The organism is Candidatus Omnitrophota bacterium (genome assembly GCA_040755155.1).
GTDB lineage: Bacteria > Hinthialibacterota > Hinthialibacteria > Hinthialibacterales > Hinthialibacteraceae > JBFMBP01.
The window spans coordinates 37,399-57,237 of sequence record JBFMBP010000078.1 but is presented as its reverse complement, the minus strand read 5'-3'; the positions used below and the strand labels follow the sequence as shown (position 1 = coordinate 57,237).

26 protein-coding genes are annotated in these 19,839 nt (G+C 46.4%); 5 read left to right on the top strand and 21 right to left on the bottom strand.

What is annotated here, in order from left to right; all coding sequences use genetic code 11:
- The first annotated feature begins 4 nt into the window (after positions 1–4).
- Entirely contained in the window at positions 5–1,768 is a 1,764-nt protein-coding gene (locus tag AB1656_10495) for a formylglycine-generating enzyme family protein (GenBank protein ID MEW6235804.1), read from the top strand.
- 377 nt (positions 1,769–2,145) lie between these two features.
- Positions 2,146–2,520, top strand: a complete 375-nt coding sequence (locus AB1656_10490) for a GxxExxY protein (protein ID MEW6235803.1) — start codon at positions 2,146–2,148, stop codon at positions 2,518–2,520.
- Between the two features lie 202 nt (positions 2,521–2,722).
- Here the strand turns inward: AB1656_10490 and AB1656_10485 are convergent, their stop codons facing one another.
- From AB1656_10485 to AB1656_10475, 3 genes are all read right to left on the bottom strand, one after another.
- Complete coding sequence (locus tag AB1656_10485; GenBank protein ID MEW6235802.1) at positions 2,723–3,124, bottom strand: type II toxin-antitoxin system RelE/ParE family toxin; 402 nt, start codon at positions 3,122–3,124, stop codon at positions 2,723–2,725.
- 3 nt (positions 3,125–3,127) lie between these two features.
- Positions 3,128–3,418: a CopG family transcriptional regulator gene (locus AB1656_10480; GenBank protein MEW6235801.1), complete on the bottom strand. Its 291-nt coding sequence runs from the start codon at positions 3,416–3,418 to the stop codon at positions 3,128–3,130.
- Between the two features lie 136 nt (positions 3,419–3,554).
- Positions 3,555–3,899, bottom strand: coding sequence for a tyrosine-type recombinase/integrase (locus AB1656_10475; protein ID MEW6235800.1), 345 nt, complete (start codon positions 3,897–3,899; stop codon positions 3,555–3,557).
- A 24-nt stretch (positions 3,900–3,923) separates the two neighbouring features.
- Between AB1656_10475 and AB1656_10470 the strand changes: the two genes are divergently transcribed.
- On the top strand, positions 3,924–4,127 hold the full coding sequence (locus AB1656_10470) for a hypothetical protein (protein ID MEW6235799.1): 204 nt from the start codon (positions 3,924–3,926) through the stop codon (positions 4,125–4,127).
- 180 nt (positions 4,128–4,307) lie between these two features.
- Here the strand turns inward: AB1656_10470 and AB1656_10465 are convergent, their stop codons facing one another.
- Positions 4,308–6,113 carry a DUF2961 domain-containing protein gene (locus AB1656_10465; GenBank protein ID MEW6235798.1) on the bottom strand — a complete coding sequence of 602 codons (1,806 nt, stop codon included), beginning with the start codon at positions 6,111–6,113 and terminating at the stop codon, positions 4,308–4,310.
- Positions 6,114–6,308: 195 nt separating this feature from the next.
- Here AB1656_10465 and AB1656_10460 point away from each other — a divergent pair, with 195 nt between their 5' ends.
- A complete protein-coding gene (locus tag AB1656_10460) occupies positions 6,309–6,479 on the top strand; it encodes a hypothetical protein (protein ID MEW6235797.1) in 171 nt (56 codons plus the stop codon).
- 35 nt (positions 6,480–6,514) lie between these two features.
- On the opposite strand, the gene AB1656_10455 is transcribed toward AB1656_10460, so the two are convergent.
- The 17 genes from AB1656_10455 to AB1656_10375 all read right to left on the bottom strand — a co-directional run bounded on the left by AB1656_10455 (position 6,515) and on the right by AB1656_10375 (position 18,267).
- Positions 6,515–6,790, bottom strand: coding sequence for an addiction module protein (locus AB1656_10455; GenBank protein MEW6235796.1), 276 nt, complete (start codon positions 6,788–6,790; stop codon positions 6,515–6,517).
- 143 nt (positions 6,791–6,933) lie between these two features.
- The gene (locus tag AB1656_10450) at positions 6,934–7,485 is read right to left on the bottom strand and encodes a hypothetical protein (GenBank protein ID MEW6235795.1); all 552 of its coding nucleotides are present in this window, start codon (positions 7,483–7,485) and stop codon (positions 6,934–6,936) included.
- 25 nt (positions 7,486–7,510) lie between these two features.
- On the bottom strand, positions 7,511–7,738 hold the full coding sequence (locus AB1656_10445) for a DUF433 domain-containing protein (protein ID MEW6235794.1): 228 nt from the start codon (positions 7,736–7,738) through the stop codon (positions 7,511–7,513).
- A 61-nt stretch (positions 7,739–7,799) separates the two neighbouring features.
- Entirely contained in the window at positions 7,800–8,000 is a 201-nt protein-coding gene (locus tag AB1656_10440) for an addiction module protein (protein MEW6235793.1), read from the bottom strand.
- Between the two features lie 150 nt (positions 8,001–8,150).
- Complete coding sequence (locus AB1656_10435; protein ID MEW6235792.1) at positions 8,151–9,032, bottom strand: DUF4435 domain-containing protein; 882 nt, start codon at positions 9,030–9,032, stop codon at positions 8,151–8,153.
- Positions 9,029–10,327 (bottom strand): AAA family ATPase, encoded by a 1,299-nt coding sequence (locus AB1656_10430; GenBank protein ID MEW6235791.1) that lies wholly within the window; start codon positions 10,325–10,327, stop codon positions 9,029–9,031. Before AB1656_10430 ends, AB1656_10435 begins: the two co-directional genes overlap by 4 nt.
- Before the next feature lie 148 nt (positions 10,328–10,475).
- A complete protein-coding gene (locus AB1656_10425) occupies positions 10,476–10,730 on the bottom strand; it encodes a DUF2442 domain-containing protein (GenBank protein MEW6235790.1) in 255 nt (84 codons plus the stop codon).
- A 24-nt stretch (positions 10,731–10,754) separates the two neighbouring features.
- On the bottom strand, positions 10,755–11,108 hold the full coding sequence (locus tag AB1656_10420; GenBank protein ID MEW6235789.1) for an addiction module antidote protein: 354 nt from the start codon (positions 11,106–11,108) through the stop codon (positions 10,755–10,757).
- Positions 11,109–11,237: 129 nt separating this feature from the next.
- Positions 11,238–11,447, bottom strand: coding sequence for a hypothetical protein (locus tag AB1656_10415; GenBank protein ID MEW6235788.1), 210 nt, complete (start codon positions 11,445–11,447; stop codon positions 11,238–11,240).
- Positions 11,448–11,547: 100 nt separating this feature from the next.
- Entirely contained in the window at positions 11,548–11,802 is a 255-nt protein-coding gene (locus AB1656_10410) for a DUF2442 domain-containing protein (GenBank protein MEW6235787.1), read from the bottom strand.
- Positions 11,803–11,841: 39 nt separating this feature from the next.
- Positions 11,842–12,528 (bottom strand): hypothetical protein, encoded by a 687-nt coding sequence (locus tag AB1656_10405; GenBank protein MEW6235786.1) that lies wholly within the window; start codon positions 12,526–12,528, stop codon positions 11,842–11,844.
- Between the two features lie 352 nt (positions 12,529–12,880).
- Positions 12,881–13,648: a hypothetical protein gene (locus AB1656_10400; protein ID MEW6235785.1), complete on the bottom strand. Its 768-nt coding sequence runs from the start codon at positions 13,646–13,648 to the stop codon at positions 12,881–12,883.
- A gap of 473 nt (positions 13,649–14,121) precedes the next feature.
- Entirely contained in the window at positions 14,122–14,382 is a 261-nt protein-coding gene (locus AB1656_10395) for a type II toxin-antitoxin system RelE/ParE family toxin (protein ID MEW6235784.1), read from the bottom strand.
- Entirely contained in the window at positions 14,382–14,636 is a 255-nt protein-coding gene (locus AB1656_10390; protein MEW6235783.1) for a hypothetical protein, read from the bottom strand. Before AB1656_10390 ends, AB1656_10395 begins: the two co-directional genes overlap by 1 nt.
- A gap of 114 nt (positions 14,637–14,750) precedes the next feature.
- Positions 14,751–16,514, bottom strand: a complete 1,764-nt coding sequence (gene aspS, locus AB1656_10385; GenBank protein ID MEW6235782.1) for an aspartate--tRNA ligase — start codon at positions 16,512–16,514, stop codon at positions 14,751–14,753.
- A 116-nt stretch (positions 16,515–16,630) separates the two neighbouring features.
- A complete protein-coding gene (locus AB1656_10380; protein ID MEW6235781.1) occupies positions 16,631–17,383 on the bottom strand; it encodes a PmeII family type II restriction endonuclease in 753 nt (250 codons plus the stop codon).
- 41 nt (positions 17,384–17,424) lie between these two features.
- Positions 17,425–18,267: a site-specific DNA-methyltransferase gene (locus AB1656_10375; GenBank protein MEW6235780.1), complete on the bottom strand. Its 843-nt coding sequence runs from the start codon at positions 18,265–18,267 to the stop codon at positions 17,425–17,427.
- A 405-nt stretch (positions 18,268–18,672) separates the two neighbouring features.
- Here AB1656_10375 and dnaJ point away from each other — a divergent pair, with 405 nt between their 5' ends.
- Positions 18,673–19,806: a molecular chaperone DnaJ gene (dnaJ, locus tag AB1656_10370; GenBank protein ID MEW6235779.1), complete on the top strand. Its 1,134-nt coding sequence runs from the start codon at positions 18,673–18,675 to the stop codon at positions 19,804–19,806.
- The last annotated feature ends 33 nt before the right edge of the window (positions 19,807–19,839 follow it).

The following is a 19,839-nucleotide window of genomic DNA, read 5'->3' as shown; positions in this document are numbered from 1 at the left end:
CTCTTTGCGCATCAAGGCGTTATTCCTCGCCGGCGGAAGCGGAAAAAATTATGGGATTGATGAAGCATATCGGCCTCTACGGGTTGAAGCAAATCGCCCGCGGTGTGTTGAACGTGGCGGGGGGCGGAATTTTGGGCGATGTCGTGATATTTCTTTACCCAACCCAACCGAAGGAACAAAGCTGATGGAAACAAAGATGAAAATTCAAGAACCGCCCAAATCGATCGTAATTCCTTTACCTAATTTGCCTGAAGATGCAAAACCGTTGGAAATGGTTTTAATCCCGGCGGGGACGTTTATGATGGGCAGTCCAATGAGGGAAAAAGACCGGTACGATGATGAAGGACCTCAACATCAAGTGACGATTACAAAACCATTCTATATGGGAAAATATGAAGTAATACAGGCGCAGTGGCAGGCGGTGATGGGCGGCAATCCTTCGCATTTCAAAAGAAACAATCTTCCGGTGGAATCGGTATCATGGGATAAATGCCAAGAATTTATTACGAAATTAAACCAGCTGGGAAAAGTGACATTTCGGCTGCCGACAGAGGCGGAATGGGAATACGCATGTCGGGCGGGAACGGCGACGCGGTTTTATTGGGGGGATGATCCTGATGGAATGCTGATTGAAGAATACGCTTGGTATAATGGTAATTCAGACAGAAAAACCAATGAGGTGGGATTAAAGAAGCCAAACTCTTATGATTTATATGATATGTGTGGAAATGTTTGGGAGTGGTGCCAGGATTGGTATGGGAGTTATGATTCTGAGACGCAATATGATCCTAATAGTACAAATAGCGGCGTTTATAGGGTGTTCCGGGGCGGCTGTTGGGATAGCCTCTCCTGGTACTGCCGTTCTGCGTATCGCAGCGGGAGCGGACCCGGCTACTGGAGCGATAACCTCGGCTTCCGCACGTGCTTGTTATACGTTGAGTTGCGAAGAAAAGAGGATCGGGAAGAAGATGCAATCATCCCGCCGAAGCCAAAACAGGGGCCAAAAATCGAATTTCCAACACAACTGAAAATTCAAGAACCGCCCAAATCCATCGTAATTCCCTTGCCTAATTTTCCTAAATGTGCAAAACCGCTGGAGATGGTTTTGATTCTGGCGGGAACATTTATGATGGGCAGCCCGGAGATGGAAAAAGACCGAATGGATAATGAAGGACCGCAGCATCAAGTAACAATTACTAAACCATTCTATATGGGAAAATATGAAGTAACGCAGGAGCAGTGGCAGGCGGTGATGGGCAACAATCCTTCGCATTTCAAAGGAAACAATCTGCCGGTGGAACGAGTATCTTGGGATGTTTGCCAAACCTTCATCCAGAAGTTAAATCAAATGGGACAAGGGACGTTCCGCTTGCCCACGGAAGCGGAATGGGAATACGCCTGCCGAGCGGGAACGACGACGTCGTTTTATTGGGGAGACGATACCAGTTATACGCAAATCGTTGAATATGCATGGTATCCGGGTAATGCAGACTCAAAAACGCATGCTGTAGGCTTAAAGAAGCCGAATGCGTGGGGATTGTATGATATGAGCGGCAATGTGTGGGAGTGGTGCCTGGATCGGTTTGGGGATTATAGTTCAGATGCTCAAAATGATCCAACCGGGGCAAATAAAGGCGATTATAGAGTGGTCCGGGGCGGCAGCTGGAACGACATCTCTCGTCTCTGCCGTTCTGCCAACCGCAGCAGGAGCTGGCCCGATGTTGGGGATAGCATCATCGGCTTCCGGATTGTTTTTGCGCGGTCTTAATTACGCTTTTTACTATTAGTCTTTTACTCTTTGCTGCACGAAGCGCAGCGCGCGCGAATTTTTGAACCACGAAGGCGCGAAAGGAAAAGAAAAGCGCGAAAAAAAGCCGTTCTTCGCGGGTTTTGTGTCGATTCATGGCTTTCGTGGTTCGAACGGAAGAGGATTGGAGAACGATTTTTGAACCACGAAAGCGCGAAGGGAACGAAAAGCACAAAAAAAAGCCGTTTTTCGTGCAATTCGTGAAATTTCGTGCTTTCGTGATTCAGACGAAATAGAATTGATTAGCGATTTTTCAAATCACGAAAACGTAAAAAAAAAGCTGTTCTTCGCGCAATTCGTGAAATTTCGTGCCTTCGTGGTTCAGAGGTTAAAAACATATGGCTGAAAACAAATATGAATTTAATGATGGCACTCCAGAAATCATATCCGCTGCTTTGGAAGTGCACAAAGCAATTGGTCCCGGATTTCTAGAAGTAGTTTATCAACGGGCGCTTTTTTATGAAATGAAACTACGGAACATCGAATTCACCCGTGAGGCGGAAATCGATATTATCTATAAAGGAAAAAAAGTCGGCAAAAAGCGCGTGGATTTCTATGTTGGCGATTGTTTGATTGAAATAAAAGCCAAAGCGGCATTAGAGGACATTGATTTTATGGAAATCCTTTCTTACTTGCGCGCCAGCAATAAGAAAATAGCCCAGCTTCTCAACTTTGGAGGAAAGAAGCTGGAAATTAAAAGAATTGTGAATTGAAAAGCCGTTCTTCGTGAAATTCGTGAAATTTCGCGCCTTCGTGGTTCGAACGGGAAAGGTTGGAAGAAGAACGTTTTTTGAACCACGAAAAAAATCCGTTCTTCGTGAAGTTCGTGGATTATCGTGTTTTCGTGATTCGAACGTTTTTTGAACCACGAAGGCGCGAAATAGGCGAAGAACCATAGTATTTAACCGAATGTTCCTATTCCCCTTTTTCGAGCGTTGCGCCAAAACCCTCTTTATCAGCCATTCTCGCTTTAATTTCTTCGCGCATCGCATCAATCTCATGAGCCAAGCGGCTTCTCAGTCTGGATATTTGTCTTTCAATATTCATTTCTTGGCCGAAGACGGCGCCGATAACAATATGATCCTCAAAGCGGTAATAAATGGCAAAATGATTCGCGCCGGCTGGCTGCAAAAAAAACGGGTTGGAACGATCGAAACGGCTTTTATCGCGGTGGGGATTATTCGCCGCGTTCTCAAACCCTTTATAGATGTCGGCCATATATTTTTCGGTTTGGGCATGGCCGAAGTTTCGTTCCGATCTCTCTTCGATATCGCGAAGTTGTTGAAAAACGCGCCGCGTCAGGCCATAGTCAGTCAAGGATCAAGCCCAGCCGTTCTTTTCTTTCTCTGCAAATATCTTTTTATCCTCATAATAGTTACCGGTCGATTTAAAAACGCGGCCGGCAAGAATATCGGCGTTGCTTTCTCGCAAAACTTCGGTCATTTCGTTCAAGGCAGAATTTTCCATATCATGGCGGATCAAATCGCGGATATATTCGCTTTGGTTTTCATACAAGCCTTGCGGGCCGATGCTTTGTTCCACATGCGCGGCCATCGGACCTTTAATGCGCACATTGATGCGCGTCTCCTGAATGGGATTCAAATTGCTCACGGCTTTGATCTCCTTCAATTTTTCGCCTAACTATCAGTATAGGTTTGTCGCACAGAAAGTCAACTGGTTGCGACAAAATGCCAGAACCGGCATGGTTGGATTCTTCCCCAATTCCAGAAATGGCGCCCGCGAAGCCTTACCGCCACGCCACGTGCTTGACCATCTCCGCCTGTATTTCCGGCGTCACCTTCATGTACATCTGCATGGTGACGTACACTGAGGCGTGACCCAGCCGGGCGGAGATCACCGGAATGGGCGCGCCCTGCTGGAGCAGGTGAATGGCCAAACTGCGCCGGAACTTGTGGGGGTGAATGTATTTCAGGCCTACGCTTTCGGCGTATTCCCGTATTATCTTGTACGCCCGAATGCGGTTGAAGCCGAAGAGCGCCCCTTCCGCTTCAAAATCGGAAACAAACCGGCTTACGTCCAAGAGAAGATCGGCGTCTAAGACGACGACGGCGGAACGCCGGACTTTTTTCATCTCGATCCGAACAGCGCGCTCCTTATGAGAAGAACAATCTTCTCAAGCAAAACTGCATGGATTCAGAAACAACTGCAATCGTTGGCGGCGTTTCTTCTCGAATTAAAGCGGAATGCAGAGCCGTTGGATTGGCAAGACCGGTGGCGACTGATTTTGAGCCGTGCGTTGCAGAAATTTCTGCAAGGAAAAATACTTGCTTGCCTCAAAAAGCTGCCGCAAATGGGCTGAACCGCCAATCAAGCAGGATCGCCAGAGAGACTTCAAAAGACTGCCAACGGAGAATTCTGCGCTTCAACTGCCGTTTTTAGGATTAATCCCAAACGAATAGGCTCTGCTCTTTCAGGCGTACCGTTTAGAGCGCATCCATTCCCTCTCCTTGGTAAGAGGGAATGGATGCGTGAGACATAATTACTTCACTTGAAATTCTTTGCGGAAATAAACGGTTTGGTTGTCCTTGGCGCCGTCGGGCGTCCAAATGGCTTTCGCCGTGAGGATGGGCGCGAGAAAGGCGAAGGGTTGGCGCATGCTGTTCCAAGGCGCTTCGCCCAGCGTTCCGCTTGGCGCGGCGTTTTTCCAGGCGGAAGCGTTGAATTTTTTCTCGTTCCATTTGGGCGCTTCCGTTTCCGAAACTTTCCATGTCTCGTCCGTCAATTCGTATCCCCGGATATGGCTTAGTTGGATCGCCAGTCCGGCGGCGCCGGAGCGGTTTACAGCTTTGACGGCTAGCGTATGTTTGCCGCGGGACAACGCAATTTCGAAATCGCCGATTTGATCGCCGCCGCCTCCCTGGCCGATGGATTTTCCGTCGAGGAAGATTTCGTAGGTATCGTCGCCGAAAGCGTAAAGCCTGGCTTTTTTCTTATCCGCCAAAACGGGGCATTCGCGTTCGGCGGTCCAGTGGATGGAACCAGCGTCCCATTCCGAGTATTTGTCTTCTTTCTGGCTTTTTTCCAGCGCCGCGTCGAACGCTTTTTTAGCTTCCGCCAGTTTGCCGGTTTGTTTGAGCAGAAATCCCTTGCGCAAGGACCAATAGCCATATTCGTCGGCTCGCTCCGCCGTATCGATGACTTCCTGCACGCGGGCGAGAGCGGCGTCCAGCCGTTTTTCCTGGAGATGGGTGGTTATTTCTTTGCCGATGAGAGTGCGTTCGGCGTACAGTTGGCCTTCGTCGGGCAGACGGTTCATGACGTTGGGCATGGCGGGCGGCTCCGGGCTGGGGAGAGTCTGATACCAAAAGGCGACGGTATAGAAATCGTCCTGGCGGTCGTTAGCGTGACCGTGCTCGATGGTGGCGCGCAAGGATTTCGTAAAGGCGACGGGATCGAAGATATGCCATTTATAAGCCGTTCCCCGATTGCCCTTCTTGTATCCTTCCCAGAGAGTGACGCCGTGGTAGAGATAATCGAAGGGACGAAAACCCCAAGCGTCGTTGAAATAATCTTCGGTTCCGGTACCGGTCATCGTCGGAGTTTCGGCGCCGTCGACGAAGAACATATCGTCGCCTTCGCCGTACCAGCCGTCTTGATTGATCTGTACGCTTTGGATCGTTCCGACGTATTGGCCCCGGCCTGTGGTTTCCATAAGCAGGTAATTGGTCTTGCCGTCGATATTCTTCCCCTTAATGTCCACGGCGGGATTGGGCACGGCCTGGCGATATTGGGCGTGGAAATAGAGGCTGTCGTCAGGGATGGTTTTGAAGGAGCGGTAATCGATATAGTAATAAAAGGAACGAACCTTGTTGAAGCCTTCGTGGGTGACGGTAACTTTGGCGGATTTTTTGAAGGGCATGTACCAGTAACAATTGCGCGCCCGCCCTTCGGAAGAGTTATCCATTACGAAGCTATGGAAGGGGATATTCAATCCATGGCCGACGCCGAAAAAGTCGCCGAGAGGAACCTCGACGGAAGGCATCGCCTGGCCGTCCCAATAGAAACGCATAATCAACATGCGCGAATAGTAAGGTTCGGCGGAAATCGTGTTCCAGAAGTGAGTGATGGCGCCGGGGCCGTCAATTTCCGCCAGAACGCGGGTCTCGCCCGGCTCGATGCTGATCCAATCGGCATTATAGCCATTGCGGTCGTAACTGGAAATGCGATGGGATTCGTAATTGGGAGCAATCGAAAGACTTTCCAAAGGAGAGCGCACTTGCCCAAAAACAGCGGATTGAAGAAGAACGAATAGAAAAGAAAAAATAGCGAATCGCGAAAAACGCATGGCAAACCTCCTGAAAATCAAGATGCCGCAATAATAGCGCATTCGCCGCTGGAGGGTAAAGAAGGGATGAACGTAAGAGCAAATTCTATTCGGTTTTCAAGTAGATGGTGTTATTGAACGATTGAGCCAATAGAATGGTTTACGGCTGGTATGCGCTACTGCTACTATCCAGATAATATCTTGAATTTCCAAATAATGGATAGCAAATGGAAATCGATGGAGCAGACGGCGTCTTGCGCCGAATCTTGTTATCGGCTGCCTGTCGGGCGCTTCCAGGATATCGGCAAAGGCGCGTCTCGCCTCGTGTTCGAAATCAAGCCCCAATCCAATGCGTTTGGATTCGTAGTATTCAACCGCTTGCCATAATTCCAATTCGGCTTCGCTGTGAACAAAGATGCGTTTCATGAATATTTGGCTTGGATCTCGGCAAGTATGGCTTCTAGAGGCCTGCCTTTCGCTTTGCCTCTTTTAATTTCCTGAACGCGTTTTCCAATCTCCGCCTCCCAAGCCGTTTCCGCTTCCTCGTCGACAGCGTCGTCCAGGCTTGCAATGAGTTCATGCGCCAATTGGGCGCGTTCATCGGGAGGAAGAGTAAGGGCTTGGTTCGCAATTTCTTTCATCACTAACGACATGGCTTTCCTCTTTTCAATGGTCATCTCTTTAAGGTTTAGCGGCATGTTGTTCTCCTTTCCTGCGAATGGCCAAGATTCTCTCTATGCCATTAGATACGATTATAAACGCTCGACGGCGTGCGGTTGAGGGTATAGTTCATTCAAGAGCGGAACGATAACTCTCCTTGAACCCGGCTTAATCGAGGATTTTACTTCACCCGCCAAAGGCTTGCGTACTTCTTGCGGTATTTGATATCCTCTTCCTTTTCGATCAATTCCAGCGCCTTCGCTTTGATATTTTCGTCATGGACCGCATCATACACTTTACGAAGGTTTTGGATGATGTCGTAACGGATTAAGGTGCAATTCTTTTCCGCAACGCACTCTTCAAAGCGGCCTTCCAGCGCGTCGACCAACAACTTTTGTTGTTTCTTTCCCGACGCGCCTACTTTCCATAAAGCTTGCAAGCAGTGCCTTGCCGTAACGAACCGTTCGTCCTTAGTAACTGCAAACAAGGCGTCGAAATCTTCCAACAATCTGTTTTTTGAATCGCTTTTGGCTAGATTACATAGAACCTGAGCGGCAATAGCGCGATTATGGTTGTCTTTGTGAGTCAAGTTTTCCATCAACGCATCCCACACTTCATACGCCCACTCTACGCAATTGTTTGTTGCCTCGAGAACATGACAAAAAGCCTGGCCTTGCAACTCGCGGTCTTTCGACCAGAGGTCGTTGAAATTCACCAGGATCGTTTTATCCATCTGTCATTCCTTTCCTGTGTATGGCTCATGTAACGAACATTTCCTCTTCGCGTTCTTCCAGACGCCAAGCCGCGTAAGCCAACGCCTCGTCCAGATCGGCCGGTTCCAAATGCGGGTAAACTTGCAAGATGCGTTCGCGCGATTCGCCGGAAGCCAGCAAGCCGACGATGGTTCCCACAGTAATCCGCAAGCCGCGAATGCAAGGCTTGCCGCCCATCACCGCAGGATTATGAGTGATCCGGGCGAACTTCATGGACGTACTCCTCTTTAAGGTTTAGCGGCATGTTCTTTTCCTTTCCAGCGAACATTGCGGCTCATAGATAGTATAGCCCTTCAAAATCCAATAATTTCGCCCGGCTTTCCTCGAATGCTATCCTACGGCTTTCCGCTTCGGCTATCCATGATTGGCGAATTTCATCCTCTTCGCAATCGATGCTGGCAAGAATCAACTCGGCAAACGCCACCCTTTCGTTAGGCGGTGTCTCTAAGGCTTTTTCTAAAAGAGCCTTATCCATAATATTATCTCTCTTATTGCGCCAGTTCTTTCTGTCCTTGAATTCACGATAAGGGCTTATTCGATCAAGGGCGGAACGACATTTGCCCTTGTTGTCTGGATGTGTGTATGCTCTTGTTAGAACAAAAAATTCTAAATTCGGCTTTCGTGATTAAAGAGATGAGAAATAATTCTTATAATGCGTATTTAAAGTCGGTATCTGCCGTTTGGTAAGTCTATTTATAAATTTATCAATTCCAATACTAATTACACAATCTTTTGACATGGACGGGGATTTAGATACTTTTTTTAAAAAATAGGAGATCAAGAAATAGCAGAAGTCGGATAGTAGATGTCCATAACAGTCACTAAAGGGATCAATTGTGTATCTTGATCCAAAATCTTGAATTTCTTCTTTTGAAAAACGTATCTTCTCAAGTAGATTCTGAATTGTATCTATGTTAGCTGTAGGTTCAGAGTCTCGTTCAAATTTAATACATCTCATATGCTTGTCTCTAGGTATAAATGACCTATTAAATCTACTTAGAAAAGCATCTGCGTATACAGCAATATTAATATCATTCACAAACTGTTTGTACAATGTAAAAATTCGCTCAGCAACTTCACCTGGTAGAATACCAATGTAGATAGTACCGAATACATCTTGAACGACCTCTGGCTGCCAAACATCATTCTCCCAACTATAACCATAAGTATAAAGTACACCTTTTGTTTGGATATGCCTAAAATTAAGAATATCGAAATCTCTGTCCATGGCAACGTACACGTTTGTTATTTCTCCTTTTTCAATATCTTCAGCTATACTTTTTAAGGTACTCTTAGATCCAATAGCTCTGAATTGGACTTTTTTCTTTTTTAGAAAAATTGAGAAAAGTTCATGCCAAAACTTAATATCAAAAGAATCAGTAGTAAATTTGCCATTATAAACATCATCTTTCGAGTAGCTAGTACTACCTTCAACAAATACTATAGTATCAACATTAAGAAAAAGGTGCTGATTTGATAAGCCGCTAGAAGTTCGCCTAAAATTCATGATACTACCTTTTCCATATCGAATACACGATCATGAAAGTTACTCACTATATCTGGTGAGTGTGTAGCAAAAATGATTTGTGCTTTAGGATTAACGTTTCTCAGGTTTCGGACAAGGCTTTCTTGCCAAGTAACATGCAATGATAGTTCCGGTTCATCTGCAATATATATCCATGGTGCTGATTGTTGAAGTAAAGCTTCACCTAGAATAATAAGCAATTGTTTCTCTCCTGATGAAAGGAACTTAAGAGGAAAAATTTTTTTTGACTGCGTTTTTACTTCTAGTTCATTTTTCTCATTTATTTTGATTTCCTTCCGCTGCATTAATGAATTAACTACATTCAAAAATGTATTCCGTGGTTTGTAGATATCCTTCTGTTTTTCAGTGAGTTTGCTCCAATCCTGGACGATAGAATGTATTCTTCGAGTACCGATAAGAACACTCAAATCCTCTAAGCGAAAGCCAGAACTATTAGATAACTTCTGAAACAATTTCGAATAAGAATCAAAATGTCTTTCAACACTCTTTAGATATTCATTTTCATCCAATCTAAAAAGCTTAAATATTTTGATCAATTCTTGCTTTTCATTATCAGGATCAAGGCTCTTAAGGATAGAAAAAACTTCACTTTCGCTTTCATCCGATAATAAAGAGAGAAAAATTGTTTGTTGAAATCTATCTATTTCAATTGCAGATTGTTTATCAAGAAGAGAGAAGTATTTAATAAACTCGTTTGATAATTCGCTCAGTTTTTGATCAATAGTAGATTCGAAACTCCTCTCCTCTTTTGAGCGATATGAAGCAGTAGTACGATGAATTGACAGCCAGCTAATATTTACCAAACCGCTAAGATGCTCAATTATATCGTAATGTATTTTTCCTAACCTTTGTGAGTGACGTGCAGGATAAGAGTGATAGTATTCATGAGAGGCTGTTCTATAAATGCGGCCTTCTTCAATCTGATCTAAAGAATAATTTACGGCCTTGTCAGTTTCTTTGGATTTTATACTGAAACTAATAGATGGATAAGGAGATCTTTCTTGGGGTTTCTTCTCCACTTCTATTGATGGCGTACTGTTTCCATTCACCTCTCTTAGTTGAAGCTGCATTGAGTTAAAGGGAAGCCGGTCAAGAGTCGGAAAATCAGCATTTAGAGCAGCGGCTATCAGGTTTATTACAGTTGTTTTTCCTGAACCATTTACTCCAATAAGGAAGTTAACATCAGGATTGAATGATATCGAAATATCTCTATTCCCCCAGAATCCCTTAATTTCCACTTTTTCAAGGTAGTTCATTAATTCACCTCAATCTACGATTATATCTTAATTCGCATCGAAATCGCTTGATGAGCAGTTTATACTATAAAATTATTCGGAATTCGTTATGCCCCATTTGATTGGGTGTCCGGCTCGAACTGGTTGCAAGCCTCTAGGCATCGGCGCTTTACGTGCTTTTCCTGACTTTCCGCCCTTTCTCGTAAAGGAATTCCGGGGCGAAGTCGGCGCCGTTGGGCCATTCGATTGTGCCCGTATCGGGATTGATGTAGACCTTATTAAAGAGATCGATATCGTTTAACGGCTCGAAGATTTCGCCGTACAATTCGTTTTTCAAGTCCAGGTCTTTGACTTTCCCATCGTTAAATTCCAGCCGCAGCTGGTAGTCTTTCAAGTACTGTACATGAGTTACATGCAAAAACATTTCGTCTTCTTTTTACGCCAAAGTTTAGCCGCGCGAGGCGCGAGCGTTGGATGGCGCGCTTGGTTTGGCTGATGCTTCAGCTGTGCGAGCGGCTTCCGCATGAAATTTCAAACCCAGCGCTCCCATGACCTTTAGGATAGTGTCGAAGTTGGGAGTACGCTCTCCAGAAAGCGTTTTGTAAAGGCTTTCGCGGGATAGACCAGCATCGCGCGCTACCTGAGACATGCCCTTGGCGCGGGCGATATCGCCCAGCGCCTTGGCGACGAAGGCGGCGTCGCCATTAGCTTCTTCTAGGCAGGCTTCCAGATAGGCCGCCATTTCCTCCGGCGTGCGAAGGTGCTCGGCGACATCGTAACGAATCGTGATGGTTTTGGCCATAATGCTTTCCTATAGATTGCGCGCAAGACGCAAGGTGGTTTTTATATCTTTTGCCTGAGAGCGTATATCACCCCCCATCATTACGATAAAATTTTCCTCTTTCTCCTTGGGAAAAATCGTATTCCCTTTTCATTGGTTCTCTATATGGATAATTGTCGCTTTTGGTTGGGCGTTACTTGGAGGAGATAAAGCAAAACCTAACTTTTTCGCCGATTGGGTGGAATCGAGAATACGTTTCTCCAACGCTTGTTCTATGGGCAAATCGGCAACTTCTTGATAGGTGGATTCTTTCCACTCCCAAACATCCAATAAACTCTTTGACTCTTTTTCTTTATTCATAAGCCACCTCCATAAAAGCCCCTCGAAGAAATTCGCTCAAGGGCAAAACAACATTTGCCCTTGCCACCCAGCCAATAATATCTTTATTGCGTTGGCGTTTTCAGGCGCTTTTCCTGACTTTCCGCCCTTTCTCAAAAAGGAATTCCGGGGCGAAATCGGCGCCGTTGGGCCATTCGATCGTGCCCGTATCGGGATTGACGTAGACCTTCTTGAAGAGATCGATATCGTTCAACGGCTCGAAGATTTCGCCGTACAATTCGTTTTTCAAGTCCAGGTCCTTGACTTTCCCATCGTTAAATTCCAGCCGCAGCCGGTAGTCATTCAAATACTGTACATGAGTTACATGCAAAAACATTTTATCTCCTTTATTTGAATTATAGCCCATCGTTGTGTCTCAGGCGTCCACCACGGTGATTTCGATGAGGCCGTAGGAGGAGATGACGACTTTGGAGATTTGTTCGACTTTGTCTTTACCGGCTTCGTCTTTGACGGGCTTGCCGTCTTTATCCAGCACCGGCTTGTTTTCCGTGACGGTCGATTTGTTGTAGAAGGCGATATAGCGTTCGATGCCCAGATTGGCGCCGGTGGAACTCATGATGGCCAGGGTTTTAATGCCGACGAGTTTGTTTTTGTCTTTTTCCGTAACCTTGGCGGGGATTTCGAGGACGTCGCCTTTTTCGAAAGGATCTTTCAGATTTTCCTTTTTGAATAGCGTCTCGAAATAGGGAAGGGCTGTGATGAAGCAGATATGTTCGGAGCCGTCGAATTGAAGATCTCTCTCGATTTTGGCGAAATGGTCGTATTCGGCCAGATTGTTGGGTTGTTCGATCGCCTTTTTTCCATCTTTGTCGAGATCGCGGTCGCCGCGGGCGGCGTAGGCTTCGAAGCCTTGGCCTGAGCGAACGGCGATAAAGATGTAGAGCCTTACGATGCGGCTTTTCTCGCCGAGATTTTCTTCTTCCCGTATTTTTTTGAGGTCGAGTAACTCTGTATCAATATAAACGTCCTCCCCCAGGGCGGGCTGAGGAAGACAACACATTAACGCCAACAACAGGATCGGTATGAATCTGGGAGTATTCATGGAATCATCCTTCCATCGAAATGACCGAATGGCGCCCGCGATGCATAACGGTTGTTAGGCAATGATGAACTCTTATATAAATAATCCCATCTATTTTATCGTTATAGGATAAAAAGGCAACAAAAATTTAACAGTAAGGATGGGTTCCGCTAAAGGCGATCCACCGCTATTTTTTTCTATCGCATCGATACGCATCGTTGATCTATCGTGTTTTCTATAGAAAGAAATATCGTTTCTTTTGTACGGCTATCTAAAAATAAATAAAAAAAGGACGCGGCGAAACGGACGCCGCGTCCTTGATGCAAAGAGTATGAAATACTGTTATTGGCTTAAAGTTTCAAGTTAACAAGCTTCAATACAAATCCCAATCTTGCGTCGATGAGGGACCGATGAGGATGAAATTATCTAGAACTACGCTGGTTTCGACATCGCCGCCATTGACCCAAAACGTCATCGTGTTCAAACCGCCAGTGGCATCGCTGGGCATACAACGCATCATGAAGTTTTCCGCCACTTGAACTTCCTCTTCTCCTTCTCTCTGCGCAAAAACGCTAAAATCCAACTCGTTGAGATCGATCGTCATACGCATGTGGACAAGTACTCCGTCTCTGTAAGGAACTCCATTATCGGAAACCCAGGTTCCACCGCAGGCCAAATCGCCTTTACGGGCGTCGATCACGTCTCCCATACGCATCGGGCAGCTTTGTTCGCCGAAGGCCGCAAAAGGACTGCCGTCTTTCATATAATTTCCCGAATCGCTGGGAACGAAGCCCAAATCCATCTTCTTTTCCGGAGGTCCGAAATATTGCCAGTCCCAAAGAAAAGTGATGGTTCCGGAATCCATCTTTTGCACGGGAATGGGGATATATATCCAAACTTGCATGTTTGGAATTGGTTGAACGACCATGGCTTCGTTCTTTACAATATAAATATCTTCGCCCATGTCTGCGCTGCCTGCAATCCATTTAGAGTCGCTCCCGGCCGGTTGGCCGACCAAAGGCCCGTCCGTATAGCCTTCGGCGGCGGAGAAATGAATCTCTTTCACCACTTGCGCTTGAAGGCTTCCAGCAGAAAGAAGAAGCGCGCAACCACAAAGAAATCCCAGACAACTTTTTTTCATGACCGTTATTCTCCTTTATCGTTGAAGATTCCTCATTGAGGTCGAAAAGAATAATGTCGTTATGCCGTTTCGTATGGTTATTAGGACATCGAACGGATTGATCGCGGCGAAGCGGATTGTACGAATAAATTTCAGCCGAAAAAATTAATTCCTTTTATCCAACGCCACCAAGTCTTTGCCGAAAACCGCCGAATCTCCAAATTATTCTTGCAACGATCTTTCGCCGACTTTCGGATCGTTTACTTTTAGATAAGAAGCCTATTACGGCAACAATACGATAAATCGAAAATATAGTCAATAGGACGTATATAATTTTATACAAATAATTTTTTGAGTAATCGAAGATCATTTCCAATTCGTTATACTCAGCGTTCGACGCTTGCGCCGCTTAACTATCTGATGAATCGGAAGGTATTTAAGGAAGAATTGGGAAAAGAGTGGAATACAATTGCAGGGAGTAGATGAAGACGTTATCAATCTCGATAAGCGTCCTTGCGGGGAAGGATGCGAAGAACCCTAATAATGCCGTCTTCATAGTTGAATTGAAGAATCGCTCTCCACTTCCCCACGCGAATTCTCCATTCGTTTTTTCGTCCAGATAATTTTTTGATATCGGATATTTGGAAATCGACAATTACTTTTTCAAGCGAATGAAGAATGATTTGACGTTCATTATAAGGGATGCGAAGAAGATCGCGGTTTGCTCTTTTTGTATAAAAAAGATCCCAAGGCATCAGAATTCTTTTTTTGCTTTAGCGTGCACTTCTTTCCAATGAATAAGATCGCCGCGAGCGATATCTTCATACCCCTCCTCGATCGCCTGGATATCTTCCGGCGTCAACGGTTCGTTATCTTCGGGGGCGTCTTGCAGGGCGCGCCATAACGGATCGTCCTCCAGGGAAAGACGTTGGAGGATGCATTCCGCTTCTTTCGCTTTTTCGTCGGGAAGACGATCGATCAGAACATGCAAGCGCTCTTTGACGGTCATGGTTGCTCTCCTCTGGAAGAGGGTGGGCTACGTTTCGCTTTGAGCCCACCCTACGCAGTTAACCGATAGTATAGCGCTCCTATTTAGGAAAGAAAATTTTTTAAATGCGGCGGATCAGCCGCGCAACCGGATGCCCAGCTCCTTCAGCTGTTCCATTTCCACGCTGGAAGGCGCGCCTTCCATGACGGCTTGGGCGCGCTGGTTTTTGGGGAAGACAATGACCTCGCGAATGTTCGGCTCGCGCAACATCAGCATAATCAGCCGGTCGAAGCCAAAAGCGATGCCGCCGTGGGGCGGGGCGCCGAAGCGGAAGGCGTCCAAAAGAAAGCCGAATCGCTGCTGCGCTAACTCTTCGCCGATGCCAAGGGTTCTGAACATGCGGCTTTGCACGTCGCGGCGGTGGATTCTGACGCTGCCGCCTCCGATTTCGATGCCGTTCAATACCATGTCGTAAGCCAGGGCGCGCATGGCGAAGGGATCGGTTTCGAATTTATCGATATCTTCCAGACGCGGAGAAGTAAAGGGATGATGGCAGGGCGTGGGATTGCCGTTGTCGTCTTTTTCGAATAGAGGCCAGTCCACAATCCAAAGAAAGCGGTTCTCTTCCGGGTTGTAGAGTTTTTGCTGCGCGCCGATATGCAGGCGCAGATGGGCGAGACTGGCGAAAACGACGGGGGGTTCGTCGGCGACAAAGAGAAGCAGATCGCCGGGCTGCGCCGCAAAGCGCTCGATCAACTTTTGCTGCAAGCCTTCGGAGAAGAATTTGACGATGTTGGATTCGAGGCCTTTTTCCCCATATTTCATCCAAGCCATGCCCTTGGCGCCATAGATGGCCGCTTCGGCGCCGAGATCGTCGATCTCTTTGCGGCTGAAAGCGGCGCCGCCTTTTACGCAAAGACCGGATATTTTGCCTCCTTCTTCCATTACGGAGCGGAAGACTTTGAATTCGGATTCGCGGGCGATATCGCCGACATCCTTCAATTCCATGCCGAAGCGCTTATCGGGCCGGTCGCAGCCGAAGCGCTCCATCGCATCGAAATAGGACATGCGGGGAAACGGCGTCTCCACTTTTTCACCTAGAAGTTCTTTCCATAATTCGTCGATTAGTCCCTCCATGATTCCATAAAGCAATTCCGGCGTCAGAAAGGACATCTCCACATCGATCTGTGTGAATTCTGGTTGGCGGTCCGCCCGCTGGTCTTCGTCGCGGAAGCATTTGACGATTTGGAAATAACGATCCAACCCGCCGATCATGCACAATTGTTTGTAAAGTTGCGGCGATTGGGGCAGAGCGAAAAAATCACCCGGCGAGACGCGGCTGGGAACGAGAAAATCGCGCGCTCCTTCAGGCGTGGATTTGCTCAGGACGGGCGTTTCCACCTCGACAAAACCGTTGCGAGCGAAATAGTTCCTCACAACATGATAGCAGCGGCTGCGGAAGAGAATATTCTTGCGCATAGCGGGGCGGCGCATATCCAAGTACCGATATTTCAGACGGATATCCTCGCCCACGTCGACATGATCGTCGATGGGGAAAGGAGGCGTTTCCGATTCGCTGAAAACATGCAGATCGCGCACCAGGATTTCGATTTCACCGGTGGGCATGTTGGGATTAACCGTTCCTTCCGGACGCTTGCGCACTTCTCCGGTTACGCCGATGCAAAATTCGCTGCGCAGTTGTGTGGCGCGCTGCAGAAGTGCGTTATCGGTCTGGGGATCGAAGACAAGTTGAGCATGGCCCGACCGGTCGCGGATGTCGATAAAGATGACTCCGCCGTGATCTCGCCAATGCCAAACCCAACCGCAAAGAGAAATCGTTTGCTCGATGTGTTCCGTTCTCAAATCGCCGCAGTAATGCGTCCGCTGGATGGTTTTCATGCTCGCCTCGCCGATGATTTTTATAATTATGCGTAATGATTACGCTGATTTTCCTTGATAAGATGATTTAACGTATCATTTAAGTCCGCCGTTCATTGCGGCGTTTGGTTAGTCTTTTATTTCCTTTTCTTAGGCTTTACAATCGCCGAATTGAAGCGCACTAATTCGTCCCAATCGATTTCTCCATTTTCTTTGCAAAATCTGTTGGCGAATTCTTGGGTGAATTTATTGATCATTTGACTATAGGATTTTACATAGTCATCGTTTTTTTCTTTGGCTTTGCGCCCAAGAGGCTCGATGATTTTCGTATAGAGTTCACTGTCTCCGGATATAAACTCCCAAAAACGTTGACCGCAATATTTAAAATATTCTCCTTTGTCCGGTTTGTTGTTTCTTCCGTAACAGCAACCATTTATGGCGATGACGTTCAATCTGGAATTGCTGGTTCTCAGTTTCTTTTTGGCTGTAATAAAGTCGGCTTTCATTTTAGATATTTGTGAGCTATTTCCCCAATTCGGCCCTGATTTGATGTTTACAATATATCTTGTTCCATTACGGTCAAATTCAAGATCAATGCCGGTTATGCCCGATTTGCGACCATTGAAGACCTTGCCGTTGATATAAATTGCAAGTCCTTCCAACCAATTGCCAAAAATGGTTTCTTCGTTTGAAGATATATAGGCGTCCACTAAACCTTTTACAATTTGTTCGGCGGTCAATACGTATTTCGCTTTAAACAGATAGGGATTTTTACGTTCAAGTACTTGCGATAGTTTCAATTCATCAAGGCATTGAATGCGCTTTTGGTGGAATATCCCGATATTCTGTACAACGTACAGCGATAAGTCTTCTAAATTTAACGTTTCCATATGCAACTTATAAAAGATTCTTAGGGTAGTATAATTATAACTCAAGTAGATTCAATGAGTTCAAATAGATAGAACTTGTCTGGATCCAATTGTTTTTTCACCATTTCGCAATACTCGGGAATGATATCGATGCCTATAGAATTTCGTTTCAGTCTATTTGCAACAAGAATAGTTGTTCCCGACCCCATAAAAGGATCGAGAACCGCGTCGTATTCCTTTGTAAATAGTTTAATGAACCATTCGGGTAATTCTTCAGGGAAAGCGGCGCTGTGATTTTTGTTATTGCATTCGGTGGCAATATGCAAGACATTCGTTGGGTAGGCTTTATCCCTTTCCAACCAGTTGGAGATATTTTTGCCGAATCCACTTCCCACTTTGGAATTGTCACGGATCTTATCGGTTTCAGAGAGGTTTTTGAGTCTTGAGTTAGCCCATTCGCCGGTAGGAATCATGACTTCTTCTTGATACATATTGAATTTTCGGTTTTTATTAAATTGGAGCAGTCTTTCCCATGCGTCGCGAAAGCGGTTGGGCCATTTGCCGGGATAGCAATTTTTTTTATGCCAAATGAATTCTTCCGTCCACAACCACCCTAGTTTTCGCATATTCAATATTAGTTCGATTACATATGTGCTGCGCTCGCCTTCGACTACTTTTTCCTTAATGTTTAATATAAACGTTCCAGTCGGTTTAAGAACTCGCAAAAGCTGTTCGGAAATAGGCAAAAACCAGTTTACGTACTGGTTGGGATGAATGCCGCCGTAAGTGTTTTTTCGTTGGTCGGCATAGGGCGGCGAAGTTATGATTAAATCGATGGAATCGTCCCGTAGTTTTTTTAATTGCTCCTTGCAATCCCCAAGATATATATCGGCGGTAATTTTCATTTCATTGCGCTGATTTCGAAAATTTCCCAATTTTATTATCTTTCGCTCTAATAACCTACTTGAGATTATACAATATATCAGCGAAGAGAAGGTTGATGAAGATGCTGAGAGATATTTCCTATATACGGTTATTCGTTTTCCTCTCCTCTATTTCGATGAATTCAAGCCGAAAGTCGCGATTTATGAAGTTCCGAGAATGATTTAGCTTAGAATTAATCTCTCTATATTCTTGGAAATGAAAGTGATATAGTCAAAATATCTCCTCCATTACGAGTCAATAGGGCGGAAAATAGGACTAAATTTTGCGTTATTAATAGGGAAAGTAGATATTTTGAGGATATTATAACCGGATAGTAAAAATTTTTGCGCCAAAATGGCTCAGGTAAAGGGCAGGAAATGGCCACAATGGCAGGTAAACGCGATTATTACGAGGTCTTGGGAGTTTCCAAAAACGCCTCTCAGGATGAGATAAAAAAAGCGTATCGGAAACTGGCGCTCAAGTACCACCCGGACCGCAATCCCGACGATAAGGACGCGGTGGAGAAATTCAAGGAAGCGACCGAAGCCTACGAAGTTCTCGGCGATGACAGCAAACGCCGCGATTACGATCAGTTCGGCCATGCGGGCGTAGGCGGCGCCGGTTTCGGCGGTCCCGGCGGAGCGGCTTTCCGCGATTTTCAGGATATTTTCGGCGATTTCGGGGATATATTCGGCGAATTTTTCGGCGGGGGACGTTCGCGCCCCCGCTCGCGTTCCCGCGCTCGCCGGGGCGACGATTTGCGCTACGATTTGGAAATCTCGCTGATTGAAGCATATAAAGGCGTCGAAAAACAGATCGAAGTTCCCCGGCAAACCTCCTGCGACGCTTGCGGCGGCAACGGCTGCGCCACTGGCAGCCAGCCCTCCACTTGCCCTCAGTGCAACGGAAGAGGACAGATCAATATGGCGCAGGGCTTTTTCAGCATCTCCCGCACCTGCAACCGTTGCGGAGGCATAGGAACGGTTATTACCAATCCTTGCGTAAAATGTCATGGGACGGGGCGAGTTATGCACCGGAGCAAAGTCAAGATCAAAATTCCTCCGGGAACCATGACGGGCTTGAAATTGAAAGTCGCGGGCGAAGGCGAAGCGGGGTATTTCGGTGGACCGCCGGGAGATTTGTATATCGTTCTGCTCGTTGCGCCGCATCCTATTTTCGAACGCGAAGGCGAGGATCTAGTTTGCGAAGTGCCCATTTCCATCGCCCAGGCGTCTCTCGGCGCGGAATTGCGGGTTCCCACATTGGAAGGCAGCGTGAAAATGAAAGTTCCCGCCGGAACGCAGACGGGTAAAGTATTTCGCTTGAGCGGCAAAGGAATGCCCAGTTTACGCGGTTATGGCCAAGGCGATCAACTGGTTCGAGTTTTGGTGGAGACGCCGACGCGGCTGACGGCTCGTCAGCGGGAATTGCTCGAAGAATTCGCCACCATTAGCGGCGAAGAGACCAATCCCCAGTCGCGGTCGTTTTTCGATAAAGTCAAGCAGGTATTTGGCGGTTAACTTCAATCCAATAGCATTTACTAATAACAACAA

What these genes read in the sequence shown, in the direction of transcription:
- AB1656_10490 (MEW6235803.1), top strand. Translation starts at nt 2,146, where the DNA reads ATGGCTGAAAACAAATATGAATTTAATGATGGCACTCCAGAAATCATA.
- AB1656_10475 (MEW6235800.1), bottom strand. Translation starts at nt 3,899, where the DNA reads ATGAAAAAAGTCCGGCGTTCCGCCGTCGTCGTCTTAGACGCCGATCTT.
- AB1656_10470 (MEW6235799.1), top strand. Translation starts at nt 3,924, where the DNA reads ATGAGAAGAACAATCTTCTCAAGCAAAACTGCATGGATTCAGAAACAA.
- AB1656_10465 (MEW6235798.1), bottom strand. Translation starts at nt 6,113, where the DNA reads ATGCGTTTTTCGCGATTCGCTATTTTTTCTTTTCTATTCGTTCTTCTT.
- AB1656_10460 (MEW6235797.1), top strand. Translation starts at nt 6,309, where the DNA reads ATGGATAGCAAATGGAAATCGATGGAGCAGACGGCGTCTTGCGCCGAA.
- AB1656_10455 (MEW6235796.1), bottom strand. Translation starts at nt 6,790, where the DNA reads ATGCCGCTAAACCTTAAAGAGATGACCATTGAAAAGAGGAAAGCCATG.
- AB1656_10450 (MEW6235795.1), bottom strand. Translation starts at nt 7,485, where the DNA reads ATGGATAAAACGATCCTGGTGAATTTCAACGACCTCTGGTCGAAAGAC.
- AB1656_10445 (MEW6235794.1), bottom strand. Translation starts at nt 7,738, where the DNA reads ATGAAGTTCGCCCGGATCACTCATAATCCTGCGGTGATGGGCGGCAAG.
- AB1656_10440 (MEW6235793.1), bottom strand. Translation starts at nt 8,000, where the DNA reads ATGGATAAGGCTCTTTTAGAAAAAGCCTTAGAGACACCGCCTAACGAA.
- AB1656_10435 (MEW6235792.1), bottom strand. Translation starts at nt 9,032, where the DNA reads ATGAATTTTAGGCGAACTTCTAGCGGCTTATCAAATCAGCACCTTTTT.
- AB1656_10430 (MEW6235791.1), bottom strand. Translation starts at nt 10,327, where the DNA reads ATGAACTACCTTGAAAAAGTGGAAATTAAGGGATTCTGGGGGAATAGA.
- AB1656_10425 (MEW6235790.1), bottom strand. Translation starts at nt 10,730, where the DNA reads ATGTTTTTGCATGTAACTCATGTACAGTACTTGAAAGACTACCAGCTG.
- AB1656_10420 (MEW6235789.1), bottom strand. Translation starts at nt 11,108, where the DNA reads ATGGCCAAAACCATCACGATTCGTTACGATGTCGCCGAGCACCTTCGC.
- AB1656_10415 (MEW6235788.1), bottom strand. Translation starts at nt 11,447, where the DNA reads ATGAATAAAGAAAAAGAGTCAAAGAGTTTATTGGATGTTTGGGAGTGG.
- AB1656_10410 (MEW6235787.1), bottom strand. Translation starts at nt 11,802, where the DNA reads ATGTTTTTGCATGTAACTCATGTACAGTATTTGAATGACTACCGGCTG.
- AB1656_10405 (MEW6235786.1), bottom strand. Translation starts at nt 12,528, where the DNA reads ATGAATACTCCCAGATTCATACCGATCCTGTTGTTGGCGTTAATGTGT.
- AB1656_10400 (MEW6235785.1), bottom strand. Translation starts at nt 13,648, where the DNA reads ATGAAAAAAAGTTGTCTGGGATTTCTTTGTGGTTGCGCGCTTCTTCTT.
- AB1656_10395 (MEW6235784.1), bottom strand. Translation starts at nt 14,382, where the DNA reads ATGCCTTGGGATCTTTTTTATACAAAAAGAGCAAACCGCGATCTTCTT.
- AB1656_10390 (MEW6235783.1), bottom strand. Translation starts at nt 14,636, where the DNA reads ATGACCGTCAAAGAGCGCTTGCATGTTCTGATCGATCGTCTTCCCGAC.
- aspS (MEW6235782.1), bottom strand. Translation starts at nt 16,514, where the DNA reads ATGAAAACCATCCAGCGGACGCATTACTGCGGCGATTTGAGAACGGAA.
- AB1656_10380 (MEW6235781.1), bottom strand. Translation starts at nt 17,383, where the DNA reads ATGGAAACGTTAAATTTAGAAGACTTATCGCTGTACGTTGTACAGAAT.
- AB1656_10375 (MEW6235780.1), bottom strand. Translation starts at nt 18,267, where the DNA reads ATGAAAATTACCGCCGATATATATCTTGGGGATTGCAAGGAGCAATTA.
- dnaJ (MEW6235779.1), top strand. Translation starts at nt 18,673, where the DNA reads ATGGCAGGTAAACGCGATTATTACGAGGTCTTGGGAGTTTCCAAAAAC.